Here is a 14,440-nt window from a genome sequence, read left to right as displayed (position 1 = left end):
GGCCACTGGCATCAGCCAGTGCAGGCACATTTGAATCAGCAGCATCAACACAACAAGGGACTCGCTTCGATCCGCCGGCAGCTTGGACAGCTGCAGGCTGGTATTCCGTATCGGTGTTTCGTGGGTGTCGGCTTGACTCGGGTGCCGGGCCTGCCACTTTGCGCAATTGCGCGGGGTTTGCAGCTCGGCGCCAAAGCGGCATCGACCTCACAGCGCCGCCCTGGGTATTTGATGGCAGTGGACTAAACTTCTGTCTAATCAAGCACTTACATGACCGCGCTGGTGAAAAACATTATAGGTGCGAAGCAGAGCCTCGCGGCTGCTCCAAATCCCGCAGGCCAAAAAGCCTCAGGCGAGTCCGGGGCGCCGAATGCCGCCATCAAATTCCTCACGGTCGATGCCGAATCCGCCGGGCAGCGGCTCGACAACTTCCTGTTCCGCCATCTGAAAGGCGTGCCCAAGACGCATGTCTACCGGATCATCCGGTCGGGCGAGGTGCGCATCAACAAGGGCCGTGTGCAGGCCGAAACCCGTATTGAAGCCGGCGATGTGCTGCGGCTGCCGCCGATCCGTATTTCGGCGCGCGCGGAAGAGGGCGCGGCCCCGCCCGCGCCGGCGCGCGAATTTCCGGTGCTGCTGGAAGACGACGCCGTCCTGGCCATCGACAAGCCGGCCGGCGTGGCAGTGCACGGCGGCAGCGGCGTGAGCTTCGGCGTGATCGAGCAACTGCGCACGGCGCGGCCGGGCGCCAAATTCCTGGAATTGGTGCACCGGCTCGACCGCGAGACCTCCGGCATCCTGCTGGTCGCCAAGAAGCGCAGCGCGCTGGTCGCCCTGCAGGACCAGTTCCGCGAGCGCGAGACCGGCAAGACTTATCTGGCGCTGGTCGAGGGCGACTGGCCCGCCAACAAGAAGGTGCTCGATGCGCCGCTTGCCAAATACCTGCTGCCCGACGGTTCCGGCGCCGGTGCCGGCGAGCGCCGCGTGCGCGTGGTCGCCAAGGATCATCCGGACGCCATGCGCGCCGTGACGCTGGTGCGCGTACTGGCGCGGCTCACGCTGCCGGGCGATGCCGCGCCGGTGTCATTGCTGGCCGTGACCATCAAGACCGGGCGCACCCACCAGATCCGCGTGCACCTCGCGTCAGCGGGCCATCCGATCGCCGGCGACGACAAGTACGGCGAATCCGACCGCCAGCGCGCCCTCCAGAAACTCGGCCTCAAGCGCATGTTCCTGCATGCCTGGCGCCTGCAATTCAACCATCCGGCCAGCGGAGAACGCGTGGCGCTGCAGGCTGGCCTGCCGCCCGAACTGAATACGCTGATGCCACCCGCCGCCCTCGAGGCGATGGCCCAACACCCCACTCCCACGGCCCATGACTGACGCTTCCCGACCTCCCCGTTTCGACCTGATCGCCTTCGACTGGGACGGCACCCTCTACGACTCCACGCGCCTGATCGTGCGCTGCATCCAGGCGGCGGTGATCGACGTCGGCGGCGCCAAGCCGAGCGAGAACGACGCCGCCTGGGTCATCGGCCTGGGGCTGGCCGAGGCGCTGGCGCGCGCGGCGCCCGACGTGCCGAAGGAGAAATACCCCGAGCTGGGGGCGCGCTACCGCTACCACTACCTGCAGCACCAGGACGACCTGGTGCTGTTCGACGGCGTGCTGCAGATGCTCGATGCGCTGCGCGCGCGCGGCCACAAGCTCGCCGTGGCCACCGGCAAGTCGCGCCGCGGCCTGAACGAGGCGCTGAAGTCGGTCGCCCTGCGCGACCGCTTCGAAGCCTCGCGCACCGCCGACGAAACCTTCGGCAAGCCGCACCCGCGCATGTTGCTGGAGCTGATGGAAGAACTCGACGTCACGCCCGAGCGCACCCTGATGATCGGCGACACCACGCACGACCTGCAGCTGGCGCAGAACGCCGGTTGCGCCAGCGTGGGCGTGAGCTATGGCGCCCACGAGCCCGCCAGCTTCGACGAATTCAAGCCGCTGCACGTCGCGCACTCGGTGGCCGACCTCGAAGCGTGGCTCCTGGGCAACGCCTGAACAACAAACCAGAGTGCTTCCATGAGTGAAGAACGCATCCCGCTTTGCAATGCCTCGGACCTGGTCGAGGGCGGCCTCGCCGTGCCTTTCGACGTTGTTCATGGCGGTGAAACCTGCCGCGCGTTCGCGGTGCGTTTCGAGGGGCAGCCGCATGCGTTTCTCAACCGGTGCAGCCATGTGGCGATGGAGATGGACTTCCAGCCCGACCGCTTTTTCGACGACACCGGCCAGTGGCTGCTGTGCGCCACGCACGGTGCCGTCTACAGGCCCGATACCGGCGAATGCGCGGGCGGCCCGTGCCGCGGCGGCCTCGTGAAGATCGCACTCAGCGAGCATGACGGCGTAGTGCACTGGCATACTGACTGGAACCTCCACCCCCTGACTTTCTGACATGACCGACCCGAACAGAACAGAACCCGCCGGGTTCGAGCCATTTGAGCCGGCCACCCCCAGCAACATGGCCAAAGATCCCACGCAGCGCCCCGGATGGGAGCGCGCCACCCTCGAGAAACTCGCCTTCGCATCGCTGAACGAGCAGAAGGCCACGCGACGCTGGAAGACCTTCGTGCGGCTCTCGTGGCTGGCCTTCTTCATCTTCCTGGCCTGGCTGGCGCTGTCGCGCAGCGCGCCGAGCACGGCCAAGACCACGGCCCACACGGCGGTCGTCGAGATCAAGGGCGAGATCGCCAATGGCGGCGACGCCAGCGCCGAATTCGTGGTCGCGGCCATGAAGACCGCCTTCGAGGACGAAGGCGCCAAGGGCGTGATCCTGCTGATCAACTCGCCTGGCGGCAGCCCGGTGCAGGCCGGCATCATCAACGACGAGATCAAGCGCCTGAAGGCCAAGTACAAGAAGCCCATCTACGCCGTGGTCGAAGAGACCTGCGCGTCGGCTGCCTACTACATTGCCGCCGCCACAGACAAGATCTACGTCGACAAGGCCAGCATCGTGGGCAGCATCGGCGTGCTGATGGACGGCTTCGGCTTCACGGGCGTGATGGAAAAGGTCGGCGTCGAGCGCCGCCTGCTGACGGCCGGCGAGAACAAGGGCTTCCTCGACCCGTTCAGTCCCATGAGCGATGCGCAGCGCGCCCATGCGCAGACCATGCTGAACCAGATCCACGCGCAGTTCATCAACGTGGTCAAGACCGGCCGCGGCGACCGCCTGAAGCTGGACACCCCAGGCCTGTTCAGCGGTCTTTTCTGGAGCGGCGAGCAAGCCGTCGAATACGGCCTGGCCGATCAGCTGGGCAACGTCGACTACGTGGCGCGCGAAGTGATCAAGGCCGACGAGGTGATCGACTACACCCGGCGCGACAACGTGGCCGAGAAGCTGGCCAAGAAGTTCGGCGCCTCGATGGCCGAAACCACCGTGCGCCTGATGCACACCGCGCCAGCACTGCGCTGACGCTGAGCTTCTATTTGCTTTCGCCGCTGGCGGTGTAGCGCGCGGACGCCGCCAGCGCCACGGCGAAGGCCACCACCACATAGAGCGCGGCGGTCAGCGAGGTCGCCCGCGCCAGCAGGCCGATCACCGCAGGGCCTGCCATGAACCCCAGATAGGCCACGGCCGAGACCGACGCAATGCCGCGCGCCGGCTCGACGCCCGGCACCTTCGCAGAAGCCGAGAACAGGATCGGCACCACGTTCGCGAAGCCGACGCCCACGCCGGCGAAGCCCACCAGCGCCAGCCAAGGCATGTCGGTGACGAGCACCAGCGTCATGGCCGCCGCGGCGAGCAGGCCGCTGCCCAGCAGCAGCGTGGCCGGCGCGAAGCGGGCGCGCATGGCATCTCCGCCGAAGCGCGCCGCGGCCATCGCTGCCGAGAAGCTCGCGTAGGCCAGGGCGGCCTGCTGCTGCGGGCTGCCGATCTCCTGCTGCATGTAGAGCACGCTCCAGTCGTAGATGGCGCCTTCGGCGATCAGGCCCAGTGCGGCGAGCACGCCCAGCACCGCCAGCGTGCCGCGCGGCAGCAGGAAGCCGTGGTCGGCTCCGCTCGCGCCGCTGGTGGCGGGGCGGGGAAGCATTCGCCGAGACGCCACGGCAACGAGCAGCACCATCGCTGCGGCGATCAGCAGCAGATGCGCCTGCGCGCCGAGCCCGGCCGCGAGCGCCGCACTGCCGCTCGCGGCGCCAGCCATGCCGCCCAGGCTGAACATGCCGTGCATGCCGCTCATCAACGGCGTGCCGCCGTGCAGTTCGAGTTGCGCGGCCTCGGTGTTGATCGAGACATCGAACACGCTGGTCACGAGGCCGAAGGCCGCCAGCAGGCCCAGCAGCGCCACATAGCCGGGCATGGCGATCAGGCCGGCCAGCAACAGCGCGTAGATGCAGCCGCAGATGCCGGCGATGCGGCGCGGGCCGTAGCGGCCGATCCAGCGGCCCGCGCTGGTCAGGCCGACCATCGCGCCGGCACCGGCCGCGAGCATGGCGAGGCCGAGTTGCGCCTCGTCGATGCCGTAGTGCGCCTTGACCGTGGGCACGTGAACGCCCCAGGTCGCGAAGATGAAACCAGCGGAAAAGAATTGCGCGCGCGATGCCCAGCGCGTGGCGGCGGTGATGGCCACCATGGTCAGCGCCCGATCGCGAACACGGCGGGCAGGCGTTCGTCTGTCGTGGGTTGCGGCTTGGCGCGCCAGGACTTCACCGTTTCGCTGCGCACATGCGCCGTGGCCAGCGTGAGGCCGCGCGCCACCGCAAGACGGGTGTTGTGCTGGAGCGTCTGCATCAGTGCTTGCAGCAAGGCGGCGTTGCGATAGGGCGTCTCGATGAAGAGCTGCGTCTGTCCCGACTTGAGCGCAAGCGCCTCGAGTTCGCGGATGCGAGTCTGGCGTTCGCCGGCGTCCTGCGGCAGGTAGCCGACGAAGGCGAAATTCTGGCCGTTGAGCCCGCTCGCCGCCAGTGCGAGCAGCAGCGAGACCGGGCCGGTGAGTGGAATCACCGTGAGACCCAGGTCGTGCGCGGCGCGCGCCACCGAGGAGCCGGGGTCGGCCACCGCCGGCATGCCGGCTTCGCTGAGCAGGCCGATGTCGTGGCCCTCCAGTGCGGCGGCGAGCAGGGGGCGGGCGTCGAACTGCCCGGCGTGGTCGCCTTTCTTGTGCACTTCGCGCGGCAGTTCCTGGATGTCCTGTGCCTGCAGCGGTGCGGCCAGCGGCGTGACGGCGTCGATGCGCTTCAGGTAGGCGCGTGCAGACTTTGCGTTCTCACAGATCCAGTGGGTGATGCCGGCGGCAGCCTGCAACGTGCCCAGGGGCAGGGCGTCCTGCAGCGGTGCCTGGGTGTCGCAGCCGAAATCGAGCGGCGCGGGAACGAGGTAGAGCTTGCCGTGTGTCACAGGAGTTCGACTCCCGCGGCACGCAGCATGCGGCAGGTGCGGATCAGCGGCAGGCCGACCAGCGCGGTCGGGTCGTCGCTGTCTATGGCGTCCAGCAGCGCGATGCCAAGGCCTTCGCTCTTGGCGCTGCCGGCGCAGTCGTAGGGCTGTTCGGCCAGCAGGTATTGTTCGATGGCGGCGTCGCTGAGGTCGCGGAACACCACGCGCACGGGGGCGATGTCGCGCTGGACGAAGCCGGTGGCGTTGCAGACCACGGCCACCGCGGTCTGGAAGATCAGCGTCTGGCCGCGCATGCGGCGCAGCTGCGCCGTGGCGCGCTCATGGTCGCCGGGCTTGCCGAGCGCCTCGCCGCCGAGGTCGGCCACCTGGTCGGAGCCGATGACCACGGCTTCGGGAAAGCGGGCGGCGACGGCGTCGGCTTTTTCGAGCGCCAGGCGGACGGCCAGGGCATGTGGCGTTTCGCCGGGCAATGGCGTTTCGTCGACTTCAGGGGACTGCACGTCGAAAGGCAGTCGCAGGCGGGTGAGCAGTTCGCGGCGGTAGCGCGAGGTCGAGGCAAGAATCACAGGGCGTTGCATGGGGACGATTGTGCGTGAGTCGCATGGAATCCTCAGGCATGCACCATGCCGGTGAATCGTCGGGCGCGCTAGACTGGCGCGGATGAAGAGAGAATTTGCCCCCGAACGGCTCAATGTGCCCGCCTTTGCCGCGGCCGCCGCGACCCTGGAAGCCGCCGACCCGGTGCCCAACTACCTGCGCCTGAGCGCCGAACTGGCGGTGCCCGCGCCCGATGCGGCGGTCGATTGGAAAGCCAGCGCGGAAGAGCGCCCCGGCGCCGACGGCAAGGCCGTTCCCTGGCTGCACCTGGATGCCGAAGCCACGGTTCCGCTGGTTTGCCAGCGCTGCCTGTCGCCGGTCGATACCCTGTTGACGGTCGACCGCTGGTTCCGTTTCGTGGCCGACGAAGCCACGGCCGAGGCGGAAGACGAGGAATCGGAAGAAGACCTGCTCGTCGTGAGCCGCGATTTCGACCTCCATGCCCTGATCGAAGACGAACTGCTCATGGACATTCCCGTCACGCCCGTCCATGACGTCTGCCCCACGCCCGTCCAGCTTTCATCCAGCGACGACGACTTCAAGGCCGCCGAAGAAGCCAAGCCGAACCCGTTCGCGGTGCTCGGAGCGTTGCGTTCGCGCAAGCCGGAAGACGGGTCGGAAGAGGGCAAGTAGCCCTTTTGCTCAGGCTGGGCTATAATCATGGGCTTCGCGCGCGCCGCCGTGAGCAGCAATGCAGATACAGGGATGCCAGTCATTCTTTCTCATTGCCACCGCTTGAGCCCGCATCCCATCACTCACCTAACAGTCCAGGAGCCATCATGGCCGTCCAGCAAAACAAGAAGTCGCCTTCCAAGCGCGGCATGCACCGTTCCCACAATGCGCTGGTCGTGCCCGGCATCGCCGTGGAGCCGACCACCGGCGAAACGCACCTGCGCCACCACATCAGCCCCAACGGTTTCTACCGTGGCCGCCAGGTGCTCAAGAACAAGTCCGAAGCCTGATCTCGCATCCCAAGGCCAAGGCCCGAAGCTACTTCTGCCGTAGCGTCGGGCCTTTGTTTTGATGGCTACGCCTTCTTCTCCCGAATTCACTGCTGCGCCCGCCGCAATCACGCTCGCCGTGGATTGCATGGGGGGTGACCATGGGCCGCGCGTCACGCTCGCGGCCTGCCGCGCGTTTCTCGAGCGGCACAGCGAAGCTTCGCTGCTGCTGGTCGGCGCGCCGGCCGCACTCGCGGGTTTCGCCGCGCATCCACGTGCCCGCATCGTCGCAGCCAGCGAGGTTGTGGGCATGGACGATCCGATCGAAATTGCCCTGCGCAAGAAGAAGGACTCTTCGATGCGCGTTGCGATCCAGCAGGTCAAGGATGGTGCCGCCCAGGCTGCCGTGTCTGCCGGCAACACCGGCGCATTGATGGCCATTGCGCGCTATCTGCTCAAGACCCTTGATGGCATCGACCGCCCGGCCATTGCGCCGCAGCTCCCGAACGTCAAGGGTGGGGCGACGACCGTGCTTGACCTTGGCGCGAACGTCGATTGCGACGCCGAAGACCTGCTTCAGTTCGCCGTGCTCGGTTCGGCATTGGTCTCGGCTCTGACCGGCAACGAGGCGCCCTCGGTCGGCCTGCTCAACATTGGCGAAGAAGCCATCAAGGGCAGCGAAACGATCAAAAAAGCCAGTCAACTGCTGCGTACGGCTGCCAATTCCAAAGATCTGAATTTCTATGGCAACGTGGAAGGCAACGATATCTTCAAAGGCACGACCGACATCGTCGTCTGTGACGGTTTTGTCGGAAATGTGGCGTTGAAGGCCAGCGAAGGCGTTGCATCGATGATCGGTGAGTTCATTCGCGTCGAGTTCTCGCGAAGCCTCTTCACCAAACTGGCTGCAATTGTTGCCTACCCAGTTCTAAAAGCTTTCAAAAGCCGCCTGGATCACCGTCGTTACAATGGGGCGGCCTTGCTGGGCCTGCGTGGCCTGGTTTTCAAGAGCCATGGCTCGGCTGATGAAGTGGCTTTCGGGCATGCGCTCGATCGCGCTTATGATGCCGCTCGCAACAACCTGCTCGATCGCGTGCGGGCCCGCATCGCCCACGCCGCGCCTTTGCTCGCGCGGCAGGAACCGGCGGCGCCGGTCGACGCGACGGCCCTTCACGTTTGATGACGACCCCTTACTCACGCATTACCGGCACCGGCAGCTATCTGCCCCCACGCCGCGTGACCAATGACGATCTCGCCAAGGAATTGGCGACACGCGGCATCGAAACCTCCGATCAGTGGATCATCGAGCGCACTGGCATCCACGCGCGCCACTTCGCTGCGCCGGAAGTCACGAGCAGCGATCTTGGCTACGAGGCCGCCAGGCACGCCCTGGAAGCTGCCGGACGCAAGGCCAGCGATATCGACCTGATCATCGTCGCGACCTCGACGCCCGACATGGTGTTTCCTTCGTCGGCCGCCATCCTCCAGCACAAGCTCGGCATTGCCGGCTGCCCGGCGTTCGACGTCCAGGCGGTCTGCAGCGGCTTCGTCTACGCACTGACCGTCGCCGACGCCATGATTCGCACCGGCTCCGCGCGTTGCGCGCTGGTGGTGGGCGCCGAAGTGTTCTCCCGCATCCTCGACTTCAACGATCGCACCACCTGTGTGCTGTTCGGCGACGGCGCGGGCGCGGTGGTGCTCGAGGCGAGCGAAGAGCCTGGCATCCTGGCCAGCGACCTGCACGCGGACGGCAAGCACGTGGGCATTCTTTGCGTGCCGGGCCACGTGTCCGGCGGCAAGGTGCTGGGCACGCCGCTGCTGCACATGGACGGCCAGGCCGTCTTCAAGCTCGCGGTTCGCGTGCTCGAAGAGGCGGCGCGCGCCACGCTGGCCAAGGCCGGCAAGACCGATGCCGACATCGACTGGCTGATTCCGCACCAGGCCAACATCCGCATCATGGAAGGCACGGCCAAGAAGCTGAAGCTTCCGCGCGAAAAGCTCATCGTCACTGTGAACGAGCACGGCAACACGTCCGCTGCGTCGATCCCGCTGGCTCTCGACGAAGCCGTGCGTTCCGGCAAGGTGAAGAAGGGCGAAACACTCATGCTCGAAGGCGTGGGCGGCGGCTTCACCTGGGGCGCGGTGCTATTGAATCTGTAGTGTGTTGCGCCGTCCCGGGAAGGGCGGCGGCAATGCCGAGACAACGCATAAACAATGAAATCCTTTGCTTTTGTTTTCCCTGGCCAGGGCTCGCAGGCTGTCGGCATGCTCGACGGCTGGGGCGATCATCCGGCCGTGGTCGAAGCCCTGCGCGAAGCGTCCGAAGCGCTCGGCGAAGACATCGGCGCGCTGATCAAGAACGGCCCCAAGGAAGAATTGGCGCTCACGACCAACACCCAGCCCGTGATGCTGGTGGCAGGAGTCGCGGCCTGGCGCGCCTGGCTGGCTGAAGGCGGCGCAACGCCAGCCGTGGTGGCTGGCCATTCGCTGGGCGAATATTCTGCGCTGGTCGCTTCCGGTGTGTTGACGCTGGCGCAAGCCGCGCCGCTGGTGCGCTTCCGCGCGCAAGCGATGCAACAGGCTGTGCCGGTGGGCGTCGGCGCGATGGCTGCTGTTCTGGGCATGGAATCCGGCAAGGTGGTCGCGGGCTGCGCGGAAGCCACTGCCAGCTTTGGTGCAGGCAGCGCCGAAATCGTAGAGGCGGTGAATTTCAACGACCCGATGCAGACAGTGATCGCCGGCAGCAAGGCTGCTGTCGACAAGGCCTGCGAGCTGCTCAAGGCCAACGGCGCCAAGCGTGCATTGCTGTTGCCGGTGTCGGCGCCGTTCCATTCGAGCCTGATGAAGCCTGCCGCCGAGGCGCTGCGCGAGAAACTGTCCTCCATCACGCTGGCTGCGCCGCAGATCCCGGTGCTGAACAACATCGACGTCGCCATCGAAACCGATGCCGACCGCATTCGCGACGCCCTGGTGCGCCAGGCTGCGGGTCCGGTTCGCTGGGTCGAGAGCGTCCAGGCCTTGAAACTGCGCGGTGTAGCCGCCATCATCGAGTGCGGTCCCGGCAAAGTGCTGGCCGGCATGGTGAAGCGCATCGCCCCCGATCTGGAAGCCGCGTCGGTGTACGACCCGGCCACGCTCGCGGACACCCGACAATCGCTCGCCGGCTGACCGGCGCAAGGCCCCGATACTTTTTCTTATGAGCATTCCCAAATTCGAAGGGCAAGTCGCCCTGGTCACCGGCGCGACGCGCGGCATCGGCGCAGCCATCGCGCTGGAACTGGCGCAGCGCGGACTGAAGGTCGTGGGCACCGGCACCACCGACGAGGGCGCGGCCAAGATCACTTCGGCCCTGAGCGCCTACGACGGCCGCGGCCGTGCGCTCGACGTGAACGACGGCGCAGCGGTAGAAGCCCTGGTAGACGAGATCGTCAAGGCCTACGGCGCGATCCATGTGCTGGTCAACAACGCCGGCATCACGCGCGACACGCTCGCCATGCGCATGAAGGACAGCGACTGGGATGCGGTGCTCGACACCAATCTCAAGGCCGTCTTCTCGCTCTCGCGCGCCGTTATCCGCCCGATGATGAAGCAGCGCTATGGCCGCATCATCAGCATCACCAGCGTGGTCGGCGCCTCCGGCAATGCCGGCCAGGCCAACTACGCGGCCGCCAAGGCCGGTGTCGCGGGCATGACCCGCGCGCTGGCCCGCGAACTCGGCAGCCGCAACATCACCGTCAACTGCGTCGCACCCGGTTTCATCGAAACCGACATGACGGCCAGCCTGCCCGAAGCCCAGCAACAGGCGCTGCTTCAGCAGATTCCGCTGGGCCACCTGGGCAAGCCGGCCGACATCGCGCACGCAGTGGCTTACCTCGCATCGCCCCAGGCGTCCTACGTCACGGGGCAGGAGCTGCACGTCAACGGCGGCATGCACATGTAGCCGCAAGGCGCAAGTTTTTCCCGTACCGGATGCGCGGCAAATGCCACAATGCGCCCGGCTAAAATCCACCGATTACCTACAACCCTCAGAGGGAACCAAATGAGCGATATCGAAGCACGTGTCAAGAAAATCATCGCCGAGCAACTCGGCGTGGAAGAGTCCCAAGTGACGAATGAAAAGGCTTTCGTGGCCGACCTCGGCGCCGACTCTCTCGACACGGTCGAACTCGTGATGGCACTCGAAGACGAATTCGGCATCGAAATTCCCGACGAAGATGCCGAGAAGATCACCACGGTGCAAAACGCCGTCGACTACGCCACCAAGAATCAAAAGGCCTGATCGGCCAGCTGACAAGATTGCAACTGCGGCCGGCGGCTTTTACTTGAACCGCACGCGCCGACAGGCAACTGTCCAGCGCTTCCAGAAAGGTTTGCCGGCATGACCAAACGCCGCGTCGTCGTGACCGGGCTCGGTTGCATCGCTCCTGTCGGAAACACCGCAACCGAATCCTGGGCCAACTTGTTGGCCGGGAAGTCGGGCATTGCGAACATCACCGCGTTCGATGCAAGCGCCTTCGCTTGCAAGTTCGCCGGTGAAGTCAAGGGTTTCGACATCACCCAATACATCTCGGAGAAGGAAGCGCGTCACATGGACCGCTTCATTCATCTGGGTCTCGCCGCCGCCATGCAGGCGGTGCAGGACAGCGGACTGCCGACCGGCGAAGCGCTGTCCTATGAAAAGGCCGTGCGCATTGGCTGCAACATCGGCTCCGGCATCGGCGGCCTGCCGATGATCGAAGAAACGCACGGCGAATACGCGAGCCGCGGCCCGCGCCGCATCTCGCCATTCTTCGTGCCGGCTTCGATCATCAACATGATCTCCGGCCACGTGTCGATCAAGTACGGCTTCAAGGGCCCGAACATTGCCGTCGTGACCGCCTGTACCACCGGCCTGCATGCCATCGGCACATCGGCCCGCATGATCGAGTACGGCGATGCCGACGTGATGATCGCCGGCGGCGCCGAGTCGACCATTTCCCCGCTCGGCATCGGCGGCTTCACCGCGCCTCGCGCGCTGAGCACCCGCAACGACGATCCCGCCACGGCTTCGCGTCCGTGGGACAAGGACCGCGACGGTTTCGTGCTGGGCGAGGGCGCCGGCGTGCTGGTGCTTGAGGAGTACGAACACGCCAAGGCGCGCGGCGCCAAGATCTACGCGGAAGTCGCCGGCTTCGGCCTGACGGGCGACGCGTATCACATGACGGCACCCGACGTCGACGGCCCGCGCCGTTCGATGGCCATGGCGCTGTCCAATGCGGGCGTCAATGCCGACCAGGTGCAATACCTCAATGCACACGGCACCTCGACGCAGATCGGCGACGTCAACGAGACCAATGCGGTCAAGCTGGCCTTCGGCGATCACGCGAAGAAGCTCGTCGTCAATTCGACCAAGTCCATGACCGGCCACTTGCTGGGCGGCGCGGGCGGCATCGAATCGGTGTTCACGGTCCTGGCGCTGCACGAGCAGAAGAGCCCGCCGACCATCAACATCTTCAACCAGGATCCGGAGTGCGATCTCGACTACTGCGCCAACGAGGCGCGCGATCTGAAGATCGATGTCGCGGTCAAGAACAACTTCGGCTTCGGGGGCACCAACGGCACGCTGGTGTTCAAGCGCGCTTGAGCATTGCTCTGTCATGCACAGCGCACCGTCGGTGAACTACCCGGTGGGGCGCTCGCGCGGCGCAACCCGGATTCTCATTGTCCTGTGGGCCCTTGGCGCCTGCTGCGCGGGCGCGTCCTGCTATCTGTTCGATAGCGCCGGATGGCGTCAGTTGTTGCTGGTGCTCAGTGTTGTGTTCGCGGGTGTCGCGGCGGGCTTCGGCCTGCGGCGCGACGGCGCGGGCGTGCTGCACTTCGATGGCCTCCAGTGGTCGTTGTCGAGTGCCGATGCGGCGCGCGGCGTGCGCAACGCGCGTGTGCTGGTGGCGCTCGATTTCCAGTCGCTGATGCTGCTCCGGCTCGCCGAGCCAGGCCGCGCCCGGCGTTGGATCTGGATCGAGCAGCGAGCCATGCCTGAGCGCTGGCGCGACGTGCGCCGTGCGGTATATTCGCGCCCCCCATCCGCGGAGCCGGCGGGCGACTCGTGGCGTGCGACGGCACCTGCCGACGCGCCCTGAACCTTTCTCGATGACCACTTCTCCGCCGCCAGTGCCGCCGGATTCCGGCCTGACCGATGCGCCCGCGGAAGCGCCGCGTCCGGGCGAGGTCGACTTCCAGCTGGTCCAGCGCACGGTCGCGGGCGACCAGAAGGCATTCGAGCTGCTGGTCATCAAGTACCAGCGCCGCATCGAACGCCTGATCGGGCGCATGGTGCGCGATGTCGACCTGATCGAGGACATCGCGCAGGAAACCTTCATTCGGGCCTACCGCGCGCTGCATCAGTTCCGCGGAGAGGCGCAGTTTTATACCTGGCTCTACCGGATCGCCGTCAACACCGCCAAGAAGGCGCTGGTGGACATGAAGCGCGACCCGACCGTTTCCGAAGCCGCCCTGAGGTCTTCTTCTGAGGACGAAGATGAAACTTACCGTCCCGGAAACGAACCAACCACCGACGAAACCCCCGAATCGGTACTGGCGGCGAACGAAATCGCCAGTGCCGTCGAAGCTGCCATGGAAGCACTCCCAGCCGAGTTGCGCCAGGCGGTCACGCTGCGCGAAATCGAGGGCATGAGTTACGAAGAGATCGCCGAGGTCATGGATTGCCCTATCGGCACGGTGCGTTCGCGTATTTTCCGGGCGCGCGAGGCCATTTCGGCCAGGGTCAAGCCGCTGCTGGACAACCAGTCCGGCAAACGTTGGTAAGTAAGCAGGTGAATGAAATGAATCAGACGATGACGGTTCGGGAACAGGTGTCCGCACTTGCGGATGGTCATTTGCAGGGCGAGTCGTTCGCGCAGGCGATCGAGGCCATCTGCGCCGACAGCGAGTCGCGCGCGACTTGGCAGGCCTACCACGTGGTGGGCGACGTGCTGCGTTCGGGCTCCCATTCGCCGTGCAGCGACAGCTCTGCCTTCCTGGCGCGCTTCCAGCAGCGCCTGGCTGCCGAGCCCGTGGTGCCTGCTCCGGTGGTGGCGCCGGTCGCCGCTCCAGTGGCACTCCCGGTGCAGCGCAGGGCCGAGGCGGCCAACGAGCCGGTGTTCCGCTGGAAGCTGGTGGCTGGCGCGGCCTCGCTGATGGCGGTGGCCGCCATCGGCTGGACGCTGGTCGGCAACGGCGCCGCCATTCCTCAGCCTGGCGCGCAACTCGCGTCGATCCAGCAACAACAGCAGCCGGCCGTCAACTCGGTGCTGGCCTCCGCAGCCCTGAACGGCCCGCAGCAGCCCGCCAGCGGCACGCTGACGCCCACGCGCGTGATTGTCGGCAACGGCAGTCCGCAGGTCATGCTGCGCGACCCCCGGCTTGACCAACTGCTCGAAGCGCACCAGCAAGCCGGCGGCGCTTCGCAAATGCCTTCGGGCTTCCTGCGCAATGCCACTTTCGAGGGACCAACGCGCTGATCGCGCGCCCTTAGCCGCCCGC

At 66.2% G+C, this 14,440-nt stretch carries 18 protein-coding genes; 15 read left to right on the top strand and 3 right to left on the bottom strand.

The window, feature by feature from the left end; translation table 11 throughout:
• The first annotated feature begins 282 nt into the window (after nucleotides 1–282).
• From ACQY8B_RS17260 to ACQY8B_RS17245, 4 genes are read left to right on the top strand one after another with little or no spacing between them, the layout of a single operon-like run.
• Complete coding sequence (locus tag ACQY8B_RS17260) at nucleotides 283–1,383, top strand: RluA family pseudouridine synthase (protein WP_422087828.1); 1,101 nt, start codon at nucleotides 283–285, stop codon at nucleotides 1,381–1,383.
• Entirely contained in the window at nucleotides 1,376–2,047 is a 672-nt protein-coding gene (locus ACQY8B_RS17255; RefSeq protein WP_081271213.1) for an HAD family hydrolase, read from the top strand. Before ACQY8B_RS17260 ends, ACQY8B_RS17255 begins: the two co-directional genes overlap by 8 nt.
• A gap of 21 nt (nucleotides 2,048–2,068) precedes the next feature.
• Nucleotides 2,069–2,437 carry a Rieske (2Fe-2S) protein gene (locus ACQY8B_RS17250; RefSeq protein WP_422087827.1) on the top strand — a complete coding sequence of 123 codons (369 nt, stop codon included), beginning with the start codon at nucleotides 2,069–2,071 and terminating at the stop codon, nucleotides 2,435–2,437.
• A 1-nt stretch (nucleotide 2,438) separates the two neighbouring features.
• A complete protein-coding gene (locus ACQY8B_RS17245) occupies nucleotides 2,439–3,455 on the top strand; it encodes a S49 family peptidase (protein WP_237679208.1) in 1,017 nt (338 codons plus the stop codon).
• Between the two features lie 10 nt (nucleotides 3,456–3,465).
• On the opposite strand, the gene ACQY8B_RS17240 is transcribed toward ACQY8B_RS17245, so the two are convergent.
• Genes ACQY8B_RS17240 through ACQY8B_RS17230 form a run of 3 tightly spaced genes read right to left on the bottom strand, consistent with a single transcriptional unit; the run spans nucleotide 3,466 to nucleotide 5,959 of the window.
• Entirely contained in the window at nucleotides 3,466–4,617 is a 1,152-nt protein-coding gene (locus ACQY8B_RS17240) for an MFS transporter (RefSeq protein WP_422087826.1), read from the bottom strand.
• A 2-nt stretch (nucleotides 4,618–4,619) separates the two neighbouring features.
• The gene (locus ACQY8B_RS17235) at nucleotides 4,620–5,381 is read right to left on the bottom strand and encodes an SAM-dependent methyltransferase (protein WP_422087825.1); all 762 of its coding nucleotides are present in this window, start codon (nucleotides 5,379–5,381) and stop codon (nucleotides 4,620–4,622) included.
• A complete protein-coding gene (locus ACQY8B_RS17230; RefSeq protein ID WP_422087824.1) occupies nucleotides 5,378–5,959 on the bottom strand; it encodes a Maf family nucleotide pyrophosphatase in 582 nt (193 codons plus the stop codon). Before ACQY8B_RS17230 ends, ACQY8B_RS17235 begins: the two co-directional genes overlap by 4 nt.
• An 82-nt stretch (nucleotides 5,960–6,041) precedes the next feature.
• Between ACQY8B_RS17230 and ACQY8B_RS17225 the strand changes: the two genes are divergently transcribed.
• From ACQY8B_RS17225 to ACQY8B_RS17175, 11 genes are all read left to right on the top strand, one after another.
• Nucleotides 6,042–6,611, top strand: a complete 570-nt coding sequence (locus ACQY8B_RS17225) for a YceD family protein (RefSeq protein ID WP_422087823.1) — start codon at nucleotides 6,042–6,044, stop codon at nucleotides 6,609–6,611.
• Nucleotides 6,612–6,757: 146 nt separating this feature from the next.
• Nucleotides 6,758–6,940: a 50S ribosomal protein L32 gene (rpmF, locus tag ACQY8B_RS17220; protein WP_007830466.1), complete on the top strand. Its 183-nt coding sequence runs from the start codon at nucleotides 6,758–6,760 to the stop codon at nucleotides 6,938–6,940.
• Nucleotides 6,941–7,001: 61 nt separating this feature from the next.
• Nucleotides 7,002–8,099 (top strand): phosphate acyltransferase PlsX, encoded by a 1,098-nt coding sequence (gene plsX, locus ACQY8B_RS17215; RefSeq protein ID WP_422087822.1) that lies wholly within the window; start codon nucleotides 7,002–7,004, stop codon nucleotides 8,097–8,099.
• Nucleotides 8,099–9,079 (top strand): beta-ketoacyl-ACP synthase III, encoded by a 981-nt coding sequence (locus ACQY8B_RS17210; protein ID WP_422087821.1) that lies wholly within the window; start codon nucleotides 8,099–8,101, stop codon nucleotides 9,077–9,079. The genes plsX and ACQY8B_RS17210 overlap by 1 nt, the downstream gene beginning before the upstream one ends.
• Before the next feature lie 54 nt (nucleotides 9,080–9,133).
• On the top strand, nucleotides 9,134–10,087 hold the full coding sequence (gene fabD, locus ACQY8B_RS17205) for an ACP S-malonyltransferase (RefSeq protein WP_422087820.1): 954 nt from the start codon (nucleotides 9,134–9,136) through the stop codon (nucleotides 10,085–10,087).
• A 28-nt stretch (nucleotides 10,088–10,115) separates the two neighbouring features.
• Nucleotides 10,116–10,859 (top strand): 3-oxoacyl-ACP reductase FabG, encoded by a 744-nt coding sequence (gene fabG / locus ACQY8B_RS17200; protein ID WP_106935307.1) that lies wholly within the window; start codon nucleotides 10,116–10,118, stop codon nucleotides 10,857–10,859.
• 99 nt (nucleotides 10,860–10,958) lie between these two features.
• Nucleotides 10,959–11,198, top strand: a complete 240-nt coding sequence (gene acpP / locus ACQY8B_RS17195; protein ID WP_007830471.1) for an acyl carrier protein — start codon at nucleotides 10,959–10,961, stop codon at nucleotides 11,196–11,198.
• A gap of 99 nt (nucleotides 11,199–11,297) precedes the next feature.
• A complete protein-coding gene (gene fabF / locus ACQY8B_RS17190; protein ID WP_422087819.1) occupies nucleotides 11,298–12,542 on the top strand; it encodes a beta-ketoacyl-ACP synthase II in 1,245 nt (414 codons plus the stop codon).
• Between the two features lie 13 nt (nucleotides 12,543–12,555).
• On the top strand, nucleotides 12,556–13,038 hold the full coding sequence (locus tag ACQY8B_RS17185; protein WP_422087818.1) for a hypothetical protein: 483 nt from the start codon (nucleotides 12,556–12,558) through the stop codon (nucleotides 13,036–13,038).
• A 10-nt stretch (nucleotides 13,039–13,048) separates the two neighbouring features.
• The gene (gene rpoE, locus ACQY8B_RS17180; protein ID WP_081271200.1) at nucleotides 13,049–13,723 is read left to right on the top strand and encodes an RNA polymerase sigma factor RpoE; all 675 of its coding nucleotides are present in this window, start codon (nucleotides 13,049–13,051) and stop codon (nucleotides 13,721–13,723) included.
• Nucleotides 13,724–13,740: 17 nt separating this feature from the next.
• Complete coding sequence (locus tag ACQY8B_RS17175) at nucleotides 13,741–14,418, top strand: sigma-E factor negative regulatory protein (RefSeq protein ID WP_422087817.1); 678 nt, start codon at nucleotides 13,741–13,743, stop codon at nucleotides 14,416–14,418.
• Nucleotides 14,419–14,440 lie beyond the last annotated feature (22 nt).

It is taken from the genome of Variovorax sp., from assembly GCF_965279555.1.
Lineage (GTDB): Bacteria > Pseudomonadota > Gammaproteobacteria > Burkholderiales > Burkholderiaceae_C > Variovorax.
This window is presented reverse-complemented; position numbering and strand designations above follow the sequence as displayed.